The 23921-nt window shown below is 35.0% G+C and carries 17 protein-coding genes; 8 read left to right on the top strand and 9 right to left on the bottom strand.

Annotated features, from left to right (window positions below):
- Position 1: 1 nt before the first annotated feature.
- Positions 2-3133: a UvrD-helicase domain-containing protein gene (locus FC091_RS02150; RefSeq protein ID WP_138432632.1), complete on the bottom strand. Its 3132-nt coding sequence runs from the start codon at positions 3131-3133 to the stop codon at positions 2-4.
- Between the two features lie 113 nt (positions 3134-3246).
- Here FC091_RS02150 and FC091_RS02155 point away from each other — a divergent pair, with 113 nt between their 5' ends.
- Positions 3247-3855: a superoxide dismutase gene (locus FC091_RS02155; protein ID WP_138432633.1), complete on the top strand. Its 609-nt coding sequence runs from the start codon at positions 3247-3249 to the stop codon at positions 3853-3855.
- 508 nt (positions 3856-4363) lie between these two features.
- On the opposite strand, the gene FC091_RS02160 is transcribed toward FC091_RS02155, so the two are convergent.
- The 4 genes from FC091_RS02160 to purN form a co-directional block, all read right to left on the bottom strand.
- The gene (locus FC091_RS02160; protein WP_138432634.1) at positions 4364-6262 is read right to left on the bottom strand and encodes an amidophosphoribosyltransferase; all 1899 of its coding nucleotides are present in this window, start codon (positions 6260-6262) and stop codon (positions 4364-4366) included.
- Positions 6263-6307: 45 nt separating this feature from the next.
- The gene (locus FC091_RS02165; RefSeq protein WP_138432635.1) at positions 6308-7234 is read right to left on the bottom strand and encodes a PfkB family carbohydrate kinase; all 927 of its coding nucleotides are present in this window, start codon (positions 7232-7234) and stop codon (positions 6308-6310) included.
- A 79-nt stretch (positions 7235-7313) separates the two neighbouring features.
- Positions 7314-7955, bottom strand: a complete 642-nt coding sequence (locus FC091_RS02170; protein ID WP_138432636.1) for a ribonuclease H1 domain-containing protein — start codon at positions 7953-7955, stop codon at positions 7314-7316.
- Positions 7956-8002: 47 nt separating this feature from the next.
- Positions 8003-8572 (bottom strand): phosphoribosylglycinamide formyltransferase, encoded by a 570-nt coding sequence (purN, locus tag FC091_RS02175; RefSeq protein ID WP_138432637.1) that lies wholly within the window; start codon positions 8570-8572, stop codon positions 8003-8005.
- Positions 8573-8755: 183 nt separating this feature from the next.
- On the opposite strand from purN, the gene FC091_RS02180 reads away from it, so the two are divergent.
- From FC091_RS02180 to pyk, 5 genes are all read left to right on the top strand, one after another.
- Positions 8756-8989, top strand: a complete 234-nt coding sequence (locus FC091_RS02180; RefSeq protein ID WP_008269813.1) for an acyl carrier protein — start codon at positions 8756-8758, stop codon at positions 8987-8989.
- Between the two features lie 10 nt (positions 8990-8999).
- Positions 9000-10250 carry a beta-ketoacyl-ACP synthase II gene (gene fabF / locus FC091_RS02185; protein WP_138432638.1) on the top strand — a complete coding sequence of 417 codons (1251 nt, stop codon included), beginning with the start codon at positions 9000-9002 and terminating at the stop codon, positions 10248-10250.
- 7 nt (positions 10251-10257) lie between these two features.
- Positions 10258-11001 (top strand): ribonuclease III, encoded by a 744-nt coding sequence (gene rnc / locus FC091_RS02190; RefSeq protein ID WP_138432639.1) that lies wholly within the window; start codon positions 10258-10260, stop codon positions 10999-11001.
- Between the two features lie 135 nt (positions 11002-11136).
- Complete coding sequence (locus tag FC091_RS02195) at positions 11137-11613, top strand: IPExxxVDY family protein (RefSeq protein ID WP_138432640.1); 477 nt, start codon at positions 11137-11139, stop codon at positions 11611-11613.
- Positions 11614-11617: 4 nt separating this feature from the next.
- Complete coding sequence (gene pyk, locus FC091_RS02200; RefSeq protein ID WP_138432641.1) at positions 11618-13057, top strand: pyruvate kinase; 1440 nt, start codon at positions 11618-11620, stop codon at positions 13055-13057.
- A 164-nt stretch (positions 13058-13221) separates the two neighbouring features.
- Here the strand turns inward: pyk and dinB are convergent, their stop codons facing one another.
- The gene (dinB, locus tag FC091_RS02205; RefSeq protein ID WP_138432642.1) at positions 13222-14334 is read right to left on the bottom strand and encodes a DNA polymerase IV; all 1113 of its coding nucleotides are present in this window, start codon (positions 14332-14334) and stop codon (positions 13222-13224) included.
- Between the two features lie 30 nt (positions 14335-14364).
- Here dinB and FC091_RS02210 point away from each other — a divergent pair, with 30 nt between their 5' ends.
- A complete protein-coding gene (locus tag FC091_RS02210; protein ID WP_138432643.1) occupies positions 14365-14841 on the top strand; it encodes a CYTH domain-containing protein in 477 nt (158 codons plus the stop codon).
- Positions 14838-15377, top strand: coding sequence for a YciI family protein (locus FC091_RS02215; protein WP_138432644.1), 540 nt, complete (start codon positions 14838-14840; stop codon positions 15375-15377). The genes FC091_RS02210 and FC091_RS02215 overlap by 4 nt, the downstream gene beginning before the upstream one ends.
- Before the next feature lie 57 nt (positions 15378-15434).
- Here the strand turns inward: FC091_RS02215 and FC091_RS02220 are convergent, their stop codons facing one another.
- The 3 genes from FC091_RS02220 to FC091_RS02230 are packed head-to-tail and all read right to left on the bottom strand — an operon-like array spanning position 15435 to position 23908.
- Positions 15435-17348, bottom strand: a complete 1914-nt coding sequence (locus FC091_RS02220; protein ID WP_138432645.1) for an OmpA family protein — start codon at positions 17346-17348, stop codon at positions 15435-15437.
- 19 nt (positions 17349-17367) lie between these two features.
- Entirely contained in the window at positions 17368-18279 is a 912-nt protein-coding gene (locus FC091_RS02225) for a PorP/SprF family type IX secretion system membrane protein (protein ID WP_138432646.1), read from the bottom strand.
- A 28-nt stretch (positions 18280-18307) separates the two neighbouring features.
- A complete protein-coding gene (locus FC091_RS02230; protein ID WP_138432647.1) occupies positions 18308-23908 on the bottom strand; it encodes a T9SS type B sorting domain-containing protein in 5601 nt (1866 codons plus the stop codon).
- Between the last annotated feature and the right edge of the window lie 13 nt (positions 23909-23921).

A 23921-nucleotide genomic window follows, 5' to 3' on the forward strand; every position in this document is an offset into this window, starting at 1 on the left:
ATTAGACTTCAACGACTTCAACAGTTTCATTTATGTAAACAAGAAATTTGCAAGTTACATCATGGTTCATTGTTTTTAGAACAGAAGCATAAATGTTGAGTTGAGATTTGTGAGAGGGCATTTGATCACCCGTTTTATAGTCAATTATCACAACTTCATTTTTTTGATTGATATTGATACGATCTGGTCTGTGAAGTTCTCCAGATGGTGTTACAATATCTCTTTCGTTGTAAACCTTGTGGTCGTTGTTATAGTATAATTTAATTTTTGGATGTTCTATAACTTGCATTACAATTGTTCTAAGAGTTTCTTCATCTGAGGCTGTTATATCTCCAGAGGCTAATAAATCGTCAATGGCAAAGTCAATATCTTCTTGTGTTACGATTTTGGATAATAAAAGATGCACTAAATTACCACGCTCTATAGCTCTTCCTTGTTTGGTATCCCAAAGTTGGCCGGCTTTTGTTATGATTTTTAAATTATGATCTTCTTTTGGTACAGAGATTAAATTAATAGAAGATGTTTCTGTTTCTGTTTCTGTTTTTTGGTTTAGATTTTTTGAAGTGCCAAAACTGTATGTAATCGTGCTGTCGGACCATAATCCTTTGTTTTGTAAATAAGAAATAAACATGCCTGAATATGTTTTTTCGCTCACAACACCTTTAGCGCTAATGTCTTTTTTTGTTATGATATATAACTGCTCTACAGCTCTGGTTAAAGTCACATACAGAAGATTAATGTTGTCTAATTCTAATTGAGATTTTCGAGTTTTATAGAGCGCTTTACCATCATCACCAAAGTGTTCAACATCACTATTGTAGTTGAGTAATAATGTTTCAAAATTATTGTAATTATTTTGCTCTACAGGAAACCAAACTTTTGGTTCTATTTCTTGATAAATATTTAGATCTGCAAATGGAAAAATAACCACAGGAAATTCTAACCCCTTAGATTTATGAATGGTCATAATCTGTACGGCATTATTATTTTTTGGAGAAATAACACTGAGACTGTCTTTTTTCTTTTCAAAATAATTTATGAACGACGACAAATCTGAATTTTGCTTTTGTGTAAATTCTAAAATAACATCTAAGTAAAATTGAAGAAAGGCATCAGATGAGTTGTGAAGATTAAATGTCCTAATAAGTTCTTCAACAAGATCGTATAGAGGCACTTGTAGTAGTTTGTTTTTGTCTATGTAGATATTTAAATCTTCAAGTTTTTTGAGCATTTCATCAAAATCAATGGCTAAATGAGCGCTGTAAAATGAATGCTTATCCTCTACATTGTGTTGATTTGCAATAAAAGTTAAAATATCAATTTTTAAACTATCATTATCAGGTTGAAGCAATAGTTTTAGAAAAGCATCAAGAAACTGAACTTTGTCAGAGTTCTTTAATAGTAAGGTTTCAGAAGAGGTGATTTTAATGCCTTTTTCACTCAAGAATTTAGCAATCTCTATACCTTCTTTTCGTTTTCTTACAATGATACAAATGTCGTCTAAAGAAAAGCCGTTTTTAAGGCATTCTTCAATATTTTTTAAAGTGCTATTGGTGTACATTTCACTAGCATTATCCTCTTTTGAAATGTCTAAAAACTCAATGTTAACATAACCTTCTGTATTTTGAAATTGCTTTTGTTTAGAGTTTAAGTAAAGTTCAGCATATCTACTATCGTTAAAATAATTTTGACTCAAAAACAGAAAAAAAGCATTGTTAAAATCTATAATTTCTCTAGCGCTTCTGTAGTTTGCATCTAAGCTTAGTACTTCTGCTTCAATCTGAAAAGGTTTGCTAGATCTGTTATATAAATCAATAAACTGTTCTGGCTCACCACCTCTCCATCTGTAGATAGATTGTTTGGCATCTCCTACAAGCATTGCAGAACCATTAGATGCAGAGAGCGCATTATCCAGAAGTGGTACCAAATTTTCCCACTGCATATTAGAGGTGTCTTGAAACTCATCTATAAAGTAGTGTTTAAACTTTTCGCCCAGACGTTCATAAATAAATGGTGTAGGTTGGCCTTTTATTTCATTGCTTATAATTTTATTAAATTCTGAAATAAGCATTTTGTTTTGATCCTCTTTTAAGATGTTTAGTTCTTTCTGAATAGCATTTAATACAGAGAGTGGAGTTATATTTTTATAGAGGCCTTGTTTTAGTTTTAATTCAAAAACTAAATCTTTTGTTTTTAGAAAAGCTTCAGCCAGGTTCGGTTGAATGCTGTTTATGGTGCTTGCAACTGTATCTGTAACACGTTTTGGGTAAAGCGTATTGCCTTCTGTTAGGTCGTTTTGCCATGCAGAGGAAAAAGAAATGCTAAAATTACCTTGCGCTAAGTTGTGAAAGTGATTAGGAAGCGATTTTCTATTAAAATCATCAAACTGTAACCCGCACTCGTCAATTAGAGAAAGTACTGTCTCGGCCGTAGTTACAATATCCTTTTCGATTACAGTGCTATCCTTTATTAAGGTAGATTTTAAGGTTTTAAAGTCTTCAATCGTTTTGTTTTTAAACGTCTCAATGGCTTCTAAGTCGTTTTCATTAACAAGAAGTTTGGCTATTTTGTTAAAGTCGTAGCTAATGTCCCAGCTTCTGTCATCATCAGCTTTTTCAATCGCAAAATCAACTAGTGTTTGGGTTAAAACGTTGTTATTTCCAGCTCTAGAAATTAAATTATCAACCGCTTCGTTAAGAAGACGTTCTTGGTCTAGCTCTACTTCAAAATTTACAGGAAGTTTTAGATCGTGAGCAAAAGTTCTAATAACTCTGTGTGTAAAACCATCTATTGTAGAAATATCAAAAGCACCGTAGTTGTGCATGATGTGTTTCAATATTGTCTTAGAACGATTTATTAAGAATTCAGGTGATATAGATAGTTCATCACAAATTGCGCTAAACATAGGATGAGGCGCTATAAGGCTCTTTTCCTGAGAAAAGACTTTTAGCATTTCTATAATACGCTCTTTCATCTCACCAACAGCTTTGTTGGTAAATGTTATAGACAAGATGGACTTGAACTGTTCATTGTTTTTGGACTGAACAAGAATTTTTATGTAAGTCTTCGCCAAGGTAAATGTTTTACCACTACCAGCAGAAGCATTGTATATTTTGAAGGCTGAATCTTGCAAAAGATAAATTTTATACCAAAATAGGGAATCTTAATAATTTATTTAGAACTTCTTGTTTTCAAAATTGTAAATTTGTTAAAATCGAAATACTAACACTAAAAAACATACACACTATGGCTTTTGAATTACCAAAATTAAAATATGCATATGATGCACTAGAACCACATATTGACGCACGTACAATGGAAATCCATCATACTAAACATCACAACGGTTACACAACAAAGTTAAATGCTGCCATTGAAGGAACAGATTTAGAAGGAAAATCTATTGAAGATATTTTAACTAACCTAGATATGAACAATGCTGGCGTTAGAAATAATGGCGGTGGTTTTTATAACCACTCTTTATTTTGGGACGTAATGAATCCTGAAGATAAAGGTTATTTATCAGGAGAATTAAAAGATGCTATTGAAGCAGAATTTGGTTCTAAAGATGCCTTTATCGAAGCTTTTTCAAAAGCTGCAGCTACACAATTTGGTTCAGGTTGGGCTTGGTTGTGTGTACACAAGGGAGGTAAGGTAGAGGTTTGCTCTACTCCAAACCAAGATAATCCGCTAATGCCTGGCGTTAGTTGTGGTGGCACACCAATCTTAGGATTAGATGTTTGGGAGCATGCTTACTACTTAAACTATCAAAACAGAAGACCAGACTATATCGATGCTTTTTTCAAAGTAATCAATTGGAATGAAGTTGAGCGTCGTTATGCTGAAGCTAAATAATATATTTATTAAATATAGTACAAAAGCCAGACTAAAAACGTCTGGCTTTTTTATGATGTGAAATTAAAATTCTTAAGAGAATTAAAAATGAAAAAAGGTGAACAGAGAGTTCACCTTTTTTGCCCCAAATCTACCATAAACTTAACCTACTTATGTTATGGTGAGTCAAATATAAGTTTACAATAATTTAATAATTAAATTTTTCGGATAAACGACTTATATATTAGTCTAAGCGTGGATAATACGTTGATTAATGAAAACTAAGTCTAAAAGTGAAAATTAATTTAAACGAAATGAGTTAAAGTAATGCTTTAATAATGTCAATAAAAAAAGGTGAACACTGTTCACCTTTTTTTGCCCCAAATCTACCATGAACTTAACCTACTTATGTTATGGTGATACCAATGTAATTTTAATTTGTTAAAATGGATGTAAATATTAGACGAAAAGCATTTATTATCGATTAAATACATATTTTTTCGGATTAAAAGCTGAATTTACATGATAATTAGTAAGCGCGCTCTTTGTTACCTTCATAGAAATTAATGAATGCTCTGTTAACTACTCTATTGCCTCCAGCTGTTGGATAATCTCCTGTAAAGTACCAATCGCCCAAGTTTTTAGGGCAAGCTTTGTGTAGGTTTTCAACAGGCTGGAAAATGATTTTTACTTCAGCATTAACAGATTCATCACTTAGTAACTCGGAAATCTTATCTGAGATTTGTTCATCTGAGAAATTGTTATAAATCTCCTTAACATAGTTAACCACATTTTTGTCTTTAAGGTCAACTTGCTTTAAGCATTTTTTATACACTTCCTCAACTATGTGGTATTGCTTGTTGTCCTTCAATAACTCTAAAGCGGCTCGAAATGCAACTAAACTTTCTAGATTTGCCATATCTATACCATAACAATCCGGATAACGTATTTGTGGTGCTGAAGACACTACAACTATTTTTTTAGGTTTTAGTCTATCCATCATTTTTATGATACTCTTCTTCAGAGTAGTACCTCTTACAATACTATCGTCAATAATAACTAGATTATCTGTTGGTTTTATTACACCATAGGTTACATCATAAACATGAGCCACTAAATCGTCTCTACTACTGTCTTCTGTAATAAAGGTTCTCAGCTTAACATCCTTTATAGCTATTTTTTCTATTCGTGGTCTCTCTGAGAGAATTTCTTCAACTTTTTCTGCTGATAATTCTCTTTGACCATTAAGTATAGCTTTGGTTTTTTTATGATTTAGGTGCTCTTCAACCGTATCTATCATTCCAAAAAAAGACGTTTCAGCTGTGTTAGGTATGAATGAGAAAACAGTGTTTTGTGTGTCATTTTCAATAGCTTCAAGAACTTTTGGCATTAATAGCCTTCCAAGTTCCTTTCGCTCTTCATAAATTTCAGCATCACTTCCTCTGGAAAAATAAATACGTTCAAATGAACAGGCTTTTCGTTCTAATGGCTCTAAAATTTTCTTAATCTGTGTATCACCGGATTTTTTAGTTATGATAGCATGTCCAGGATCTAACTCCTTAACATCATCAAAAGCAACGTTAAATACAGTTTGTATTACAGGTCTTTCTGAAGCTACAACAACAACTTCATCATCTTTGTAATAATAAGTAGGTCTAATACCAGCAGGATCTCTTAAAACAAAGGAATCTCCATGGCCTAATAAACCTGCCATAGCATAACCACCATCCCAATTTTTAGCAGCACGTTTTAAAATCTTGCTAAGTTTTAAACGTTCTGCAATAAGCGGAGAACACTCAATTTTGGAATATCCTTCTTTTTTTAGGTCTTTGTAGATTTTGCTAACCGCATCATCTAAGAAATGACCTATCTTTTCCATAACAGTTATGGTGTCTGCCTTTTCTTTGGGATGCTGACCAATGTCCACTAAGTTGTTAAATAGCTCATTGACATTAGTCATGTTAAAGTTACCTGCAACAATGAGGTTTCTATGCATCCAATTGTTTTGTCTTAAAAAAGGATGAACACTTTCTACACTATTTTTTCCAAAAGTACCATAACGCACATGACCTAGTAATAATTCTCCTATGTATGGAATGTTCTTTTTCTGTAGTTCAACATCATCCTTATATTCAGGATTTTGTACCATTTCTTTGTTAATACGCTCATTGATTTGAGAGAAAATATCTTGAATAGGTTGCTGAGCTATAGAACGTACTCTGCTTATATAACGTTCTCCAGGTTTAGTGTCTAATTTAATACTTGCAAAACCAGCACCATCTTGTCCTCGATTGTGCTGTTTTTCCATCATTAAGTACATCTTATTCACACCATAAAACGCACTACCATACTTTTTTTTGTAATAGTCTAATGGTTTTAAAAGCCTAATAAGTGCAATACCGCACTCGTGTTTTAAAGCATCACTCATGTTATGTAATAAAAAAACGCGCTAAAAAATTAAGCGCGCTGGTTTTTAAGTTAATTCTATATCAAATTGTGTTAGACTTTTAAATTGGTCTAAACGTTTATGCACTTCTTCAGTTTTCAAATTTTCCATGCGCTTTGTGCCAAATTTTTCAACACAAAACGAAGCCAAGGTAGAGCCGTAAATTACGGCTGTTTTTAAATTTTCAAAAGAGTAATCTTCAGTTTTCGCCAAATAACCTGCAAAACCGCCAGCAAAGGTATCACCAGCACCTGTTGGGTCAAAAACTTCTTCTAATGGTAATGCCGGTGCATAGAATACGCTGTCATCATGAAATAATAAGGCTCCATGTTCCCCTTTCTTAATAACCACATACCTTGGTCCCATTTCATGAATTTTTCTTGCGGCAACTACCAATGAATACTCACCTGTTAGCTGTCTGGCCTCTTCGTCATTAATGGTAATCACATCAACGTGTTTGATGGTGTTGTGTAAATCTTCTAGCGCACAGTCCATCCAAAAGTTCATGGTATCTAAAATTACCATTTTAGGCTTGGTTGTCATTTGATTTAATACACTCATTTGGGTTAATGGGTGTAAATTCCCTAGCATAACCACTTCAGCATTTTTGTAATTTTCAGGAACTTTTGGTTCAAAATCCGCAAGTACATTTAGCTCAGTTACTAAAGTGTCCCTTGAGTTCATGTCATTATGGTATCTTCCACTCCAAAAGAAGGTTTTTCCGTCTTTTACAATTTCTATACCAGACACATCAATATTCTTATCAGATATAAGGTCTAAATATTGCTTTGGAAAATCACCACCAACTACTGAAACAACTGCGGAATCTACATTAAAATTTGAAGCAGCTAAACCGATAAATGTACCAGCTCCTCCAAGGATTTTATCGGTTTTACCAAAAGGTGTTTCAATAGCATCAAAAGCTACGGTTCCGACAATTACTAATTTACCCATTAAAGTAAGTTTGAATTAAGGTGCAAAAGTACATAAAATATATTGCTGATGAAATATACAATGTAACATCTAAATTTAACTATTTCCGACCAAAATCCGCAGGAATTTCTCCCCAAGCTTTGGTTTCCCATTTAGCTATGGTTGTTGAATAGTCATTTGTTTTTAGCCACTTTACAGCGCGATCTACAAGCCCGAAAAGCGCTTTGTTCTTGTCGTTGCGCTTTAACTTAGAGTTACACATTTTTTTGCGCACCCAACTCATGGCGGTTTTAGAGTCTGTGTAAATAATACGGTCGCTATTATGTTGTTTTAAAAATGCCAATCCGTGAACAATGGCTAAAAATTCGCCAATGTTATTAGTGCCTTCTTCAAAAGGACCTTGTATAAAGAGTTGTTTTTTTGTTTTGGTATCTACACCACGATATTCCATTTTACCAGGATTGCCAGATGAAGCAGCATCAACAGAAATGGAATTATAATTGGGTTGTCCTATTTTTTTGAGTTGTTCAGCAGAGAGTTCACTTTTAAAACTCTTGGATTTACCAATGTAATCTTTTGGGCCATCTCTAAGAGCTTTTTTTGCAGCTTCAAAAGTGGCAAAAGATTTATACTGAGCCCCTTTAAAATCTTTGATTTGAGCTTTACAATCATCCCAAGATTCAAAAACACCAGTGTTATGGCCTTTCCAAACCGTGTAATATTTCTTTTTCTTTTTTGACATTTTTGTCATCCTGAACTTGTTTCAGGATCTCATTATTAATACACTGTTCAGTGATTGTTTAACAATTCCTCAACAACCTTCGGAAAATGCTCCATTTCCAATTCATGAATTTTAGCAGCTACATCTTCTGCAGACTCTAATGGTTTCACCTCGCATTTGGCCTGAAAAATAATTGCTCCTTCGTCATAATTTTCATTTACATAATGAATTGTGATGCCTGTTTCAGTTTCTTTATTTTCCACAACAGCATTGTGTACGTGCATACCATACATGCCCTTTCCTCCATATTTTGGCAGCAAAGAAGGATGAATATTTATAACTTTATTTTCAAATTCTTTGAGAATAAATTCAGGGAATTTCCACAGAAAACCAGCTAGCACAATTAAATCTGGTTGAGCTGATTTTAAAACATTAAGAACATCTTCAGACTTACTGAATGCTATTCTGTTAAATGACAAAGCGCTAACATTTAGTCTTTTACACCTTTCTAAGACTTTGGCATGAGGATTGTTGGTCAATACCTGAATAACAGACGCATTATCGCTGTTTTGAAAAAACTTAATTAAATTTTCAGCATTAGATCCGCTTCTGGACGCAAAAATTACAATACGTTTCATAAATTGGCTATCAATGGGCTATTATTCAGAACAAAAAAAAGAATAATAATTAACAATTAGGCGCAAAACCGAAATACTTATACCGATTTTCGGCATTAAGATGCACATTTTATCGGTAAAGATGATTTTTAAAATAAAGTTTTTTATTTTTGCGGTCTAATTAAAACTTAAAATTAAAAGATTATGTCAGACATTGCATCAAGAGTAAAAGCGATTATCGTAGACAAATTAGGTGTTGATGAAAACGAAGTTGTAACTGAAGCAAGCTTCACTAACGACTTAGGTGCAGATTCATTAGATACTGTAGAATTAATCATGGAATTTGAAAAAGAATTTGATATTCAAATCCCAGACGATCAAGCTGAAAACATTGCAACAGTTGGTCAAGCTATATCTTATATAGAAGAAGCAAAATAAGACTTTTTTTATGGAATTAAAGCGAGTAGTAGTTACTGGTCTAGGTGCACTTACACCTATTGGCAATACCAAAGACGAATATTGGAATGGTCTTGTTAATGGAAAAAGTGGTGCTGCCCCAATCACGCATTTTGATGCTGAGAAGTTCAAAACGCAATTCGCTTGTGAAGTAAAAAACTTTGAAGTTACTGACTTTATTGATAGAAAGTTAGCGCGTCAAATGGACAAATTTTCGCAATATGCAATGGTGGCGTCAGATGAGGCAATCGCAGACTCGAAATTAGATTTAGACGCAATAAATAAATACAGAGTAGGAGTAATTTGGGGAGCTGGTATAGGTGGTTTAGAAACATTTCAGGAAGAAGTGCTTAACTATGCTGCTGGTGACGGTACACCTCGATTTAGTCCTCGTTTCATTCCGAAAATGATTGCAGACATAGCGCCAGGAAACATATCTATTAAATATGGTTTCATGGGCCCTAACTATACAACGGTATCTGCTTGTGCCTCTTCTGCCAATTCAATGATTGATGCTCTAAACACTATACGTTTGGGTCATTGTGATGTTGTAATTACTGGTGGAAGCGAAGCGGCAGTTACTATCGCTGGTATGGGAGGATTTAACGCTATGCATGCTATGAGTACTAGAAATGATAGTCCTGAAACTGCCTCAAGACCTTTCGATGCAAATCGAGATGGTTTCGTATTAGGTGAAGGAGCAGGTTCTATTGTTTTAGAAGAATATGAGCACGCTAAAGCAAGAGGAGCTAAAATCTACGCAGAAGTTGTAGGTGGAGGGTTGTCTTCTGACGCGTATCATATGACAGCGCCACATCCTGATGGAATTGGTGTTGTTGCGGTAATGAAAAACTGTTTAGAAAATGCAGGTTTAAAACCCGAAGATGTAGATCATATTAATACACACGGAACATCCACACCATTAGGAGATGTTGCCGAATTAAAAGCTATATCAGAAGTGTTTGGGGACCATGCTAAGAACATTAATATTAATTCAACTAAGTCTATGACTGGTCATTTGTTGGGTGCTGCTGGTGCAATAGAAGCAATTGCCTCTATATTAGCATTAGAAAACGGCATTATACCACCAACAATTAACCATGAAACAGTAGACGAAAATATAGATCCAGAATTAAATTTAACGCTCAATAAAGCTCAGAAACGAGATATTAAAATAGCAATGAGTAATACATTTGGATTTGGCGGACATAACGCTTGTGTATTATTTAAAAAATTAGACTAAATCCCGAATGAGTTTCATTCGTAACATATTAAAAAATTCCCGTTCATTCGATGACGGGAATTTTTTTTTAAAACTCAAAGATATTCTTGGTTTTAAGCCAAGATCCCAAAATTTATACATTAAGGCCTTCACACATCGTTCGATGAATATTAAGGATAAAAAAGGAAATCCTATTAATTACGAACGCTTAGAATTTGTTGGTGATGCTATGATAAGTTCGGTTATTGCGGCTTACCTCTACGAACAGGTACCACACGGTGACGAAGGTTACCTTACCAAAATGCGCTCTAAAGTAGTAAGTAGAGAGCATCTCAATGAATTAGGTAAAGAGTTGAATCTTATTGATTTAGTGCAGAGCAGGATACCAAAATCTAATTTTGGTAACAATATACACGGTAATCTTTTTGAAGCTTTGGTTGGTGCTATTTATTTGGATAAAGGCTATAAGACATGTGAAAAGTTTTTATATAAAAGAGTTATTAATCCTCATGTAGATATAGAAACTTTAGAGGGCAAGGTTATTAGCTATAAAAGCCTACTGATTGAGTGGTGTCAGAAGGAGAAAAACACTTTTGATTATGAAGTGTACGAAGATACAGGTAATGACGAGTTAAAACACTTTTCTGTTAAGCTTAGTATTAATGATAAAGTGGTGTCTAAGGCTAGGGCAACTTCAAAGAAGAAAGCTGAAGAAAAGGCTTCTAAACGCGCTTTTTTTGCTTTCCAAAAACAAATCACCAAGCTTATTTAAATAGTGGTCAATAGAGGTTAATATCTAAAGTTAAAATCTACAACGTTTTCGTAGATTTTATGGGTTAAGATTAACTAAAAGTTGACATTATCAACCTATTATTGTGCTATATTTACCAATTAAAGGAATAACTGTATGGCGTTGCATAAACTTTTGGTTGATGATTTTTATGACGATACCTACAAACTCATTGCTATACATTGTGTGTTAGAAGATTATCGTTTAGCCTATTTACTTAATCATAGTTTAGACCTCAGATTACAAAGAAAAACAGAAGATTTAGATATGGAATATTTAAAATCTTCGTACAGTATTTTTGAGTGGAATAATGCTTCGCAATATGTAACCTGGAACTTAGTATCCAATGTTTGTAAAAAAGAAGAAGATAGTTTGTACAGTACAGGCTTATTTCAAACCAATGAAAAAGTAATTAAGACATTTAATCTTGTTCCGGAATATAAAAGGGTAGATTATTTTATTAAGATTTCTGATGAAATTCAGAATGTAAATGAAAAGCTTATTCTAAATAAGCTTCAAAATATTCCTCAGATAATTACAAGTTATTCTGTTAATCCGACTGAATTAAAATCTAAAAATCATTTAATTTTTTGAATTGATGCCAAACAAAAAAACCAAAATAGTAGCCACATTAGGCCCAGCAACGAGTAATAAACAAACCTTAAAAGCAATGCTTGATGAAGGGGCTAATGTGTTTAGAATTAATTTCTCTCATGCTAACTATGATGATGTAAAAGAGCGTATTAATATGATCCGCGAACTTAATGAAGAGTTTGGGTATAATGCAGCTATATTAGCAGATTTACAAGGACCTAAACTTAGAGTAGGTACTATGAAAGGTGAGGTAATTGTAAATGAAGGAGACGAAATAATTTTTGCTACCGGAAAGCGCTTCGAAGGCACAAAAGAGCGTGTCTATATGACTTATGAGAAGTTTCCACAAGATGCAAAACCTGGTGAGCGTATTTTATTGGATGATGGAAAACTTATTTTTGAAGTTGTTTCAACTGACGGAAAGAAAGAGGTTAAAGCCAAGGTAATTCAAGGAGGACCATTAAAATCTAAAAAAGGTGTTAACCTACCTAATACGAACATTTCTCAACCTGCTTTAACTGAAAAAGACATTGAAGATGCCATTTTTGCAATTGGTCAGGAAGTAGATTGGATAGCATTATCTTTTGTGCGTCATGCAGAAGATTTAATGGAATTAGAAGAACTCATCAAAGAGCATAGCGAGCATAAAATTCCAATTATTGCAAAAATTGAAAAACCAGAAGCCGTAGAAAATATAGATAAAATCGTTGCCTATTGTGATGGTTTAATGGTGGCTCGTGGTGATTTGGGTGTAGAAATACCAGCGGAAGAGGTACCGTTGATTCAGAAACAATTAGTATTAAGAGCTAAGCGAGCCAGAATTCCGGTAATTATCGCTACCCAGATGATGGAGACTATGATTACCAGTTTAACACCAACTCGTGCAGAAGTAAATGACGTGGCTAACTCAGTAATGGATGGTGCCGACGCAGTTATGCTTTCTGGTGAAACTTCAGTAGGTCAATATCCGGTTCAGGTCATTCGTCAAATGGCAAATATTATTAGAAGTGTAGAGGATTCTCCTTTAATTGAAGTGCCTCAATCTCCACCACACATTCGTACAAAGCGTTATATTACCAAGTCTATCTGTTATCATGCGGCTAATATGGCTAACGAAATTAATGCAAAAGCCATTTCAACATTAACAAATAGTGGTTATACAGCTTTTCAAATTTCTGCATGGAGACCACAAGCACATATTTTAGTTTTTACTTCTAATAAGAGAATTCTTTCTCAATTAAGTCTTCTTTGGGGAGTTAAAGCATTTTATTACGACAAATATGTAAGCACTGATGAAACTATTGAAGATGTAAATGCCATAGCGTGTAAAAAAGGCTATTTAGAAGTAGGTGATATGTTGATTAGTTTAGCTGCTATGCCAATTCAAGCAAAAGGTATGGTCAACACCTTACGTGTTACTGAGATTGAGAGCTGTAGCTTTTAAGAAAGAAATTAGCATTAAATATTCTAGAAGCTTTCTAAAAAGTATGAGAATCTGTCATTCTGAACTTATTTCAGAATCTCAATAAACTGATTTTCAAATTGTTTTAGAATCTGAAACGAGTTCAGATTGATAAAGCATTAATTCTTTAGACAATCTCTTTTTATTTAAAAGTCAAACCTTAACTGTACACTAACAGATTTTTTATCTTCTATATTTGGTTTAGAGGGTTTGTTTTTATCTGTATTTAGATTAGACAATGATATCCCTAAAAGTCGAACCGAGTTGTTCAATTTTTCTTGATATAAAAGCTCTTTCGCGGTTTCTAAGATTATAGATTTGTCACCGACAAAATAAGGAAGTGTTTTGCTACGCGTTTGTAAAGTAAAATCACTGTATTTAATTTTTAGTGTTATTGTTTTTCCTGCTACTTTACTTTTTTCTAATCGTCTAGAAACTTCTTCTGCGATGTGATCTAACTTTTCTAGCATAAAAATTTCTGAAGAAAGATTTTCACTAAAAGTACGTTCTGCTGCTAACGATTTTCTAATACGATTTGGTTTTACTTTGCTATTGTGAATACCTCTGACAATATAATAGTAGTAACGACCAGATTTTCCGAAATTCCTATCTAAATATTCAAGACTTTTGGCCTTTAGATCCTTACCAGTAAAAATTCCTTTTTGATACATTTTTTCGGCAGTAACCTTACCAACACCATAGAACTTTCTAATATCCAAATCTTCTAAAAACTGAAGCACATCTTCTGGGTTAACAGTCTTTTGCCCATTTGGTTTATTGTAATCACTAGCAACTTTAGCAATAAATTTATTGATAGAAATGCCTGCAGAAGCTGTTAAGCCCACTTCGTCATAAATACGCTGTCTTATCTTTTGAGCAATTAAAGTGGCGCTTGGAAGCCCTATTTTGTTTTCGGTGACGTCTAAATAGGCTTCATCTAAAGACAAAGGTTCAACCAGATCTGTGTAGTCAAAAAATATTTTACGAATTCGGTTAGAGATTTCCTTATATCTGTCAAATCTCGGTCTAACGAATATAAGTTCTGGGCAGAGCTTTTCAGCCAAACGACCAGACATAGCACTTTTTACACCAAATTTTCTGGCTTCGTAGCTTGCTGCACTTATTACACCACGTTTTCCGCCACCGCCTACAGCAATAGCTTTACCTTTTAGTTCAGGATCATCCATTTGCTCAACAGAGGCATAAAATGCATCCATATCTACATGAATTATCTTTCTAATTGGTAAATCGTTTAGCATAGTGTAAATTTAGGCATTAAATACCGTTTAATGACTGTAGAAATAGAGCGTAAATTTTTAGTAACTTCTAATGATTTTAAAAAAGAAGCCGTTAAAAGTTATAGTATAAAACAAGGATTTTTAAATAGCCATAAAGAGCGGACAGTTAGAGTTAGATTAAAAGAAAATAAGGGATATTTAACTGTAAAAGGAAAATCCTCAGACGATGGATTGGTTCGTTTTGAGTGGGAAACTGAAATTACAAATCAGGAAGCAGAGCAGCTATTGTTACTTTGTGAAGAGGGTATAATTGACAAGAAGAGATACGTAGTAAATTCTGGTTGTCATACTTTTGAAATAGATGAGTTTTTTGGTGATAATGAAGGTTTAGTTATTGCCGAGATAGAATTACAATCCACAAATGAAGATTTTAACAAACCGGATTGGTTAGGTAAAGAAGTTACAGGTGATATACGATATTATAATTCACAATTAAGTAAACAACCATTCAAAAATTGGAATAAATGAAAAATATATTATTAACGATAATATTATTTTGCTTTTTAGCATCATGTAAAAATGATAAAGAATCAGGTAAAATTAAGGAAACAGTTACAGAACAAGCGACTATCAAGGCACCAGTTGAAAAATCTAACGTTTCGAAAGAATCAGGAAAGTCAGTCGCAGAGCTAAAGGCAGAACTTATAAGTAAGGGTTATCAGGTATTTGATTATGTAGATGAAAAGACTAAGGATACAACTTTAATGCAGCAGTATTTTATAGCTTTTTTAAAAAACGGACCAATTAGGAATCAAAATGAAGAAGAAGCAAACCAATTACAAAGTGAGCATTTGGAACATCTAGGTAAAATGTATGAGTTAGGATACGCAGACATTTCTGGTCCTTTTGGAGATGACGGAGAAATAAGAGGAATTACAATCTACAACGTGCCAACATTAAAAATGGCAGATAGTTTGGCTAATGCTGACCCAATGGTAAAAGCAGGACGCTTGGTTATAGAAGTCCATCCTTGGTGGGCAGCTAAAGGTTTTTCATTGCGTTAATAAAAAAACGCTCTGATTTCTCAGAGCGTTTATACTTTATTTATTTTATTGAATTTACTATTGCGCTTGAGGTCCTCCACTCACAATTTTAAACTCAGAACGTCTGTTTTGAGAATGTTCTTCATCGGTACAATTAGAGCCACAATTAATCTTAGGTTCATTTTCACCTTTACCTTCTGCAGAAATGCGAGAAGCATCAATACCTTTTGAAATCACGTACTGTTGTGTGCTCTTAGCTCTGCGCTGAGATAGTCTCTGGTTATATGAATCTGATCCTCTGCTATCTGTATGAGATGTGGCATTGATTACCAAATCAGGATATTTTTTCATGATTTGAACTAGTTTATCTAACTCAAATGCCGCCTGTGCCGTAATATTAGATTTATCAAAATCAAAATAAATTGGGTTTAGCACAATTTCTTCAGGAGTTATAATTTTCTCTATTGGGTCTAAAGAAATTTGAACTGCTAATTCTTCTTCACTTGTTCCTTTTACAGGTACTTTTTTGCTCTCAAAATCATCCATTACAACTTCTAGTTCAGTGTCTTGTTCACACTCAACTATAAATTCTGCCACACCTTCTTCGTTTGTAGTTTTTGTAACCACTTTATTTCCTTCAGCATCATATAACGAAACAGAAGCGCCATTTACAGGCTCTCTTGTTTTATCATCTAAAACAGTCGCGGTAATTAAAACATCACAAAGTGGTTGAAGTTTTTTAAACGCGTAAACGTCATCACTTCCTTGGCCGCCATCTCTGTTAGAAGACACAAAACCTTCTTCTGTTTCTTCGTTAATCATAAAGGCAAAGTCATCACCATTACTGTTAATAGGAATACCAACATTTCTAACAGGTGCCATTTTACCGTCTATCACTTTAGTGTAGAAAACATCCATACCACCTAGTCCTAAATGACCGTTAGATGAGAAGTAAAGTGTATTGTTACTACTTATGTAAGGGAACATTTCTTGGCCTTCAGTATTAACTTTTTGCCCTAAATTTTCAGGCTCACCTAAAGTGCCATCTTCATTGATTGGTGCTTTATAAAGGTCAAAGTTACCATAACCTCCAGGCATATTAGATGAAAAATATAATGTTGAACCATCTGCACTTACAGAAGGATTTTTAACAGAATAATTTTCGCTATTTATATCTAAACTTTCAACCGAATCCCAATCACTTCCCAACTTAGTAGCTTTAAATAAATACAGTTGGCTATAACGAACTTTGCTTAAAGAATCTTTTTGAAAATCTTTTTCAAAGTAACTCTCTCTAGAGAAATACATTGTTTTACCATCTGGAGTAAAAGATACTAGACCTTCATGATGTTTAGTGTTAATCTGGTCGTTCATTAAAGTCGCTGTACCATAAGAACCATCCGAGTTTTTAGTCAGTGTATAAATGTCTAAGAATGGTTCTTCGTTCCAACCGTAAGTTTTACGATTGTCATTTCTTGCAGATGTAATATAAAGTTTGCCATCATTTTCAATACCACCAAAATCAGATTGAGCGGAATTGAACCCAGCATCCTGAACATTAAACTTTTTACCTTGCTCTAAAATCTTCGGTAAGTAGTTAGGGTTTTTTCTAAAAGCAGTTGCCCTATTATCGGATGGACGCATAGAAGCAAATTTCTCCATTTGCTTATTAGACTCTTCATACTTTCCGTTAGCTTTAAGCATTTCAGAATATTTATAAATCATCTCAGGATTGTCACTACTCTCTAAAGCTTTTGCATACCATTTCTCAGCTTCAACGGTATTAAAGATATTATAATAACATTCAGCTAACTGCCCATATACGTATGAAGAAGTTTCTCCTTTGTCTATAAGCTTTTTATAGCTTTCAGCGGCATCTACATATTCGAACCTAGCGAATTCTTTGTCAGCCTTTTTAGTGTTTTTGTTTTGAGCAGTTAAGCATAAACTACTCATCAACGTGATAAATAATAGTGTTTTTAAGTTTTTCATAATTGTTTAGCTTAACTGATTAAAAGTATCTAGGAGAACGTGAAACTCGTTTCGGAAAATTAAGATCGAATAGCAACATAACTTCATGTGAAGCAGGTGCAAATGCTTTTATTTCCGAAGAAACAGCATCATAGGCATAGCCTACTCTAATCGATGGGGATAACGCAAAATTAACCAATCCTGAAAACGAATCGTCTAATCTGTAAGAAGCACCAATTTCAAATTTCTTGAAGAACCTAGCGTTGAGGTTTACATCAAAAGACGTTGGCGCATCAAATGCAGACTTTACCATGAATGATGGTTTTAATTCTGTATTTGGTGATAAATCGAAAACATAACCACCAGTTAAGAAATAGTGTTGCGTTTCAGATCCTATTTTGTTTCCATTAGAATCTAAGTGTACCGAAGACAACATATTAGGTACCGATAATGACAAGTAATACTTATTTGTATAATAAAAGAACCCAGCACCAATGTTTGGTGTAGTTTCATTTATTTGCATCCCAAAGAAAGGGTCACCTGCATCAATAACATCAACGTTACCACTGGTAAGATTTATATCATGGAAAGTGGCACCAGCTTTAACACCAAATGCTAAGCGGTGTTCACCACCTAATTTTAAGGTATAAGATAAATCAACATAAGCATTGGTCTCTTTTACAGGTCCTATTTGGTCTGCAATTAAAGACACACCTAAACCTAGATTGTTTCCTATTGGTGAGTGTCCAAAAAATGTTCCTGTTTCAGGACCACCATCTATTTTGGTCCACTGATTTCTGTATAATAATCCAAAAGACAGATTTTCTCTTGAACCAGCATAAGCTGGATTTATAATATTCATATTATACATGTACTGTGTGTACTGTGGATCTTGTTGCCCGTACATTTGAAATGCTAGGAGCAGAACCGCTATTATCGTGAGTTTTTTCATTATAATTTAAGTTGATTCAGTTAGTTGATTATCTGTTTATATATACCCATGCGCTCTTTGTCTTCGCACCACCTTCATAGACAACAGTATAGAAATACGTTCCTACAGGTAGCTCTTCACCATCGTTAGTTTGGCCTTCCCACTCATCTACATAGTTGTTTTTAGAGTACACAAGTGTTCCGTTTCTGTTAAAGATTTCAAGCCTAACAACATTGAAGCTACTTAAGTCAAAACTATCATTTAAGTCATCATTATTTGGTGATATACCTTCTGGGAATATACAAGACTCTAATTCTTCCACAAAAGTGGTCACAGTATTTGTACAACCAGTAGCATTAAAAGTAATTTCGGCAGAATAATCTCCTGAAACTAAAACAGTATCTAGAGTTAAACCATTAGCTCCTGCTATAACCACATCATCTAATAACCAAGTAACAGAAACATCAGAAGCAGAGAAGTTGTCAGGAATAATACCTATTGAAACTGGTACAGTAGCATTAGGACAAACTTCGTACTCAAACTGTGGGTCAAAAGTAGCCTGCGGAACAGTATTTACAATTAATTCGAATGAATTTACAACGTAACAATTAGGGAGTGTTGCATCTTCAACTCTCACATATATAGTTGTACTTCCTGAAGAATATAAACCAGGTAGTGCATCAACATTATTCTCAGCATCCTCTTGAGAACTATGATATGTAACGTTGTAACTCGATGCATCTTGCGTTCCTAAAACAATACTGGTATGCGCATCTAAATCAAAATCAGCCATATCGTCAACTAAACCATCCGAGTCATCACATTCCTCAATGTTTTGACTAGTTGCTGTTTGAGTTGGCGCATTTATAACAAGACTAAAAGAAGCAACGTTATAACACCCTGTAGCATTATCTTCTAAACGAACATAGATGGTTTCAGCGTTCATTCCATTATATGGAGACGTCAGTTCTGCGGTATCAGCTTCAGCATCTTCCATACTTGCATGATAAGAAACCGTGTAGTCTGTTGCATTTAATCCATTAAGAACGGTAACATCATTATCTGTTAATGAGAACTCTGCAGTTGTGTCAGCAGAACAAGTTTCTAGATCCATTGGTGAGCCTATTGCTGGCGCAGGTTGTACTACCAATTCAACTTCTGATAGTTGTCTACAGCCTAAGAAGTTGTCGGCTTGTGCAGCAGTATCTTCTATTCTTATTATTAGTGTTTCTCCTGAAGACATATAAGGCGATGATACTGGATTTATTGCTTGATTAGCATCAGCAGTGCTAGTGTAATAACTTACCGCAAATTCAGAGCCTAAGCCTAATGAAGCTGTTAAGGCATCTAAGTCAAACATTTCTGTACCGTCAGCTTCTAGACCATCACAAACTGTAATGTTTTGAGGATCTACAGTTGGGGATTCGTTATATAATTTAACATCAATCAGTGCTGAGAAGTAGGTTTCACTTTGGTCACAAATTCCACCTAATACCTGAACTTGATATGTCCCAGATTGGGTTACGGTTAGGTTAGGTTGGTTGTAATCAGGAATTATAAAACCGTCTTGGTACCATCTATACTCATCCACAGAATAGAACGTACTAGCTGTTAATTCTACGCTTTCAAATCCACAGAATTCAAAAGTTTCATCTGGTGTCAAAGGATCTTCTATGTCATCTTCTACATCACCACCTTCTATAGCTAAGGTAACATCACATACAACATCACAATTCGTTCCATCGGTTGGTCCGGAGTCTTGAGTAAACGTGTAGAAACCTGATTGCTGTGAGAAATTAGTAATTAATATAACATATACTGAATTTGCAGGCACACCAGTTAGCGTAATAGTTTCACTAGCAGTTGCTGAGTAACTACAATCTGCTATGGTTTCTGGCAATAAGTCCACACAACCGTCTTGTTGATCTACAAAAGGTCCCCAAACAATAAAGTCGATATCTAATGGAGTGCCAGTTGTACTTGTTTGATCTAAACTAAACTCATAGTCTCCAGCTTCATCAAAATTAATTGTGTTCCATTGTGGATCTGGTTGAGAGAATAAACAATCGTAATCTAAATAAGGAGGAGCAACCTGATCACCAACAATACTTTCGTACTGTATTGAAGGATCGGCACAGATTGGTAAAGCGTCTAAACAATAAGCAGGTATACCTAATGTACTTATACAAAGGTCAAAAGTACTAGTCTCAGTTGTACTACCAGCAGAGAAAATTCTAATGTAGTATGTGTCGCCAACAACTAAGGAAGGTGTTAAACTAAACGTATCATCAGAACAGTAAATTTCAGTCAGGTTATTACAATCACCACTATATAATGCATGGTCTAAGTTGGTTGTGCCACCTGTTATGTTCTGAATATCTATTATTTGCTGATCACCAGCAGCTGTAAACTGGAACCAAACATCATCATCTGGATCACCACTGCAGCTTCCACTTGGAACTCCAGAAGGAGTTGCCGCTAAAATAGTTCCAGGGTTTACAGTATCACAACTTTCATCAGTATTAACCACTGCAACTGTAGCTGTCGTACACTCATCATTATCAGGTGGACAAGCTAGTACTTCATAAGAGTCACTACTTATAGTACAATTATTATCTTGTTCGTTAGCAACAAAAACCTTAACAGAATTTCCAAAAGGGAATGGGCCAGCTTGGTAAACACCAGTAGCTAAAGCCTGTACTGTACCAGCGTCAAAATCGTTTGAGATTTCTAAAGAGGTTGCATCACCCATACTAGTTACATCTACATCAATATAGAATTGATCTGTAGTACAGTCTGTATTGACTGAGAAACTAGCCTCAGGTAATGTACATGTTAACTCTTGAATATTAACCGTAAAGTCTAGCGTCACACCCCAAGAACCATTATAACATGGATTAGGAGGATCTTGACCAGCATCAGCTGTACCTATACGCATTCTATGAACGCCAAGTGGTGCTGTTAATGGCATAACAAATGATGCGTCTAATGTTGTTGGGTTTGCGTTAGTAGATTCACCAGAGAATACAAGTTCAGTAGCTTCAAATTCTAAGTTATCATTAAAGTCTATCCAAATATTAGTATCATATGTAAAACCAGTGGCAAAAGTAACTGCAACATTGGTTTCGACACCTTGGAAGACATTAACTGTTGGAGACGTTTGATCTTCATAAGTAACATCTCCTAAACTAGGAAAGTCTGTGAATCCAATAGTGACATTCGTAACTCCCTGACCATCATTACTTGATGGTTCTGATTGACAATAACCAGTATAGAATGAAGCTGGACCAGCAAAAGAACTCAAGTTTGTAGGGTCACATTCTGATTGTACGTAAAAATCGTAATCAGTATCAGAGGTTAATCCTGTTAAAACATAAGGATTAGTTGTAACACCAGTAACCAATGTACCTGTTCCAGGTGTAAATCCTGCAGGCCCATATTCTATGTTCCAAACTGTAGATGTTCCTGTTTCAGTCCAACCAACTTCGGTAGATGTTAAACTTAAGTTATTTGAAGTTAAATCTGTTGGTTCAGGACATGTAGGTATTCCTCTTACACGGAAGTTATCTACAAAAACATCATTATCTTCAGGGTCATCAACAGTACCTTCAGAACCTAAGATACCGAATTGAACAGTTTGACCAGCATATGCCTCTAAAGTCACTACAGGATGTTCACCAGTAGCAGGAACAACCGAAGTACTATCGTAAGTTAGAAGTGGAGTCCATGTGGCTCCATTATCGTTAGTAATAAGTAGTTGAACGATGTCATCTGATCCTAATGTACCAGCATTAGTTGAACTACCAAATTGCATAATTCCAAAATCAAATTCTACTTGGAAAGGTCCTCCAGTTAAATCAAACTGAGGGGAGATAATCCAATCACTCTTAGTAGCAACCCATAAATTAATTTTGTAAGCACCTGTAAAACCATTATTAAGGAAACCATCCGCTCCCCAAGCACCAGCACCAAAATCACCAGGACCTGTTGTGGCATCACCACTATCAGCCTCATCCCAACAAGTTGGTATAATAGTATCAAATTGTTCTATGTAATCAGGCGTAAAAACATCACAAGCTGTTGTAAAGGTAAAGGCTGTTGAGAAGTCACTTGTATCTCCGCCACCACAATCGGCTTGTACGTAGAAGTCATAATCTGTACTTGCCATTAAGCCAGTAATGGTGTATGGATTAGTAACACCTGTTACAGTAGGCACACCAGTAGGAGCATCTCCTGAAGGGACTACCTCAATATTCCATACTGTAGCAGTACCATTTTCTGTCCAGCTTAATTCAGCACCATCAGTAGTGAAATTTGCCGCAGCTAAATTTGTTGGGAAAGTACAAGTAGGACCTTCCTCTATACACACATCTGCTGTTCCAGCTTGAGTATCACTCCAAATAACAGCAAAATAAGTATTACCAGGAGTAAGACCTCCAATAATATCAGAACTGTCACCAGTATCAAATACGTTGTTAAAACAGCCAAGGGATGTTCCGCCACAAGCATCTAACACTTCTAACCCAACACCATCAGCAGCACCACTGAAATTAAAAACAACCGAACCTACTGCAGGAGCAGTAAAGCTCACCCAGTATCCAAAGTTTCCAAAACCATCACAAGAAGGGTTTTCATCTGCTGCATCAATATCTTCTCCAATACTAAAATCGAAAGTTGTAGGAGTTGCAGCATCACAGTCAGCCTCAACAATCATAGGAAATGCTGATGCACAAGAAGCACCAGGAACAGCAGTATTGAATGTAATAGGGCCTACAACACTTGAAGTAGAGCCGCCACAATCTGCAACTAAGTAAATATCATATGATGTTCCAGTTGTTAGACCTGTAAAATTAAATGCTGTACTAGTCAGCCCTGCTTCTAAAGTGCCAGAACCTGGTGTAAATCCAGCTATTCCCCATTCTAAATCCCAAAGCGTTTCTGTTCCACCAGCAGTCCAACTCATATCTGCAGTTGTTTCGGTAACGTTTACAATTGTAATATCTGTAGGTTCAGGACATGAAACTTCAAAAATATTTATATCATCAAAGGCAAAACCTTCATCTACAACAGAACCATCAGAACCAAAAGCTATTCTTAAAATAACATTAGACTGACCTCCTAAACCAGTGAGTGCATGTCTTGCTGTTACCCAAGCATTTGTTCCAGCTGCACCAGTTCCAGACCAACCTTCTTGTTGACCACCAGGATTACCGTTAATGGTATCATCAGTGTACCAGTTATTTGGATCACCGTTAGCACCAACGTTAACCCATGTAGTACCACCATCTATAGAAGATTGAAGTACTGCACCATCCCAACTAAACTCAGCATCATACCAAATACTTAATTCTATTGAGGGAGCAGCCAAGGCTGAGAAGTCAAAAACTGGACTTGTAACCCAAGAATTTTCGTTTGTGTTATAAGTGCCCGTGAGATTTGTTACCCAGGCATTTGTTCCGGAAGCTGCACTATTAATTATAGGAGCAGCTGGTGTGCCTAAAGCCCAAGTACCATTTGTAGTGTTTTCGGCCACCCAACCACCATCACCAGACTCAAAGTCCTCAGTGTATGGAAAAGTAGTTATTTGTGCTTGTAAACTTGTTATCGTAACAAATGAAAGCAGAAATAAAAATAGAGTAATCTTTTTCATTATTAATCGGTTT

This window comes from Winogradskyella algicola, from assembly GCF_005869935.1.
Lineage (GTDB): Bacteria > Bacteroidota > Bacteroidia > Flavobacteriales > Flavobacteriaceae > Winogradskyella > Winogradskyella algicola.

What these genes read in the sequence shown, in the direction of transcription:
- FC091_RS02165 (WP_138432635.1), bottom strand. Translation starts at nt 7,234, where the DNA reads ATGGGTAAATTAGTAATTGTCGGAACCGTAGCTTTTGATGCTATTGAA.
- pyk (WP_138432641.1), top strand. Translation starts at nt 11,618, where the DNA reads ATGCCAAACAAAAAAACCAAAATAGTAGCCACATTAGGCCCAGCAACG.
- FC091_RS02170 (WP_138432636.1), bottom strand. Translation starts at nt 7,955, where the DNA reads ATGTCAAAAAAGAAAAAGAAATATTACACGGTTTGGAAAGGCCATAAC.
- FC091_RS02195 (WP_138432640.1), top strand. Translation starts at nt 11,137, where the DNA reads ATGGCGTTGCATAAACTTTTGGTTGATGATTTTTATGACGATACCTAC.
- FC091_RS02225 (WP_138432646.1), bottom strand. Translation starts at nt 18,279, where the DNA reads ATGAAAAAACTCACGATAATAGCGGTTCTGCTCCTAGCATTTCAAATG.
- FC091_RS02155 (WP_138432633.1), top strand. Translation starts at nt 3,247, where the DNA reads ATGGCTTTTGAATTACCAAAATTAAAATATGCATATGATGCACTAGAA.
- FC091_RS02160 (WP_138432634.1), bottom strand. Translation starts at nt 6,262, where the DNA reads ATGAGTGATGCTTTAAAACACGAGTGCGGTATTGCACTTATTAGGCTT.
- purN (WP_138432637.1), bottom strand. Translation starts at nt 8,572, where the DNA reads ATGAAACGTATTGTAATTTTTGCGTCCAGAAGCGGATCTAATGCTGAA.
- fabF (WP_138432638.1), top strand. Translation starts at nt 9,000, where the DNA reads ATGGAATTAAAGCGAGTAGTAGTTACTGGTCTAGGTGCACTTACACCT.
- FC091_RS02215 (WP_138432644.1), top strand. Translation starts at nt 14,838, where the DNA reads ATGAAAAATATATTATTAACGATAATATTATTTTGCTTTTTAGCATCA.
- FC091_RS02180 (WP_008269813.1), top strand. Translation starts at nt 8,756, where the DNA reads ATGTCAGACATTGCATCAAGAGTAAAAGCGATTATCGTAGACAAATTA.
- FC091_RS02230 (WP_138432647.1), bottom strand. Translation starts at nt 23,908, where the DNA reads ATGAAAAAGATTACTCTATTTTTATTTCTGCTTTCATTTGTTACGATA.
- FC091_RS02210 (WP_138432643.1), top strand. Translation starts at nt 14,365, where the DNA reads ATGACTGTAGAAATAGAGCGTAAATTTTTAGTAACTTCTAATGATTTT.
- FC091_RS02220 (WP_138432645.1), bottom strand. Translation starts at nt 17,348, where the DNA reads ATGAAAAACTTAAAAACACTATTATTTATCACGTTGATGAGTAGTTTA.
- rnc (WP_138432639.1), top strand. Translation starts at nt 10,258, where the DNA reads ATGAGTTTCATTCGTAACATATTAAAAAATTCCCGTTCATTCGATGAC.
- dinB (WP_138432642.1), bottom strand. Translation starts at nt 14,334, where the DNA reads ATGCTAAACGATTTACCAATTAGAAAGATAATTCATGTAGATATGGAT.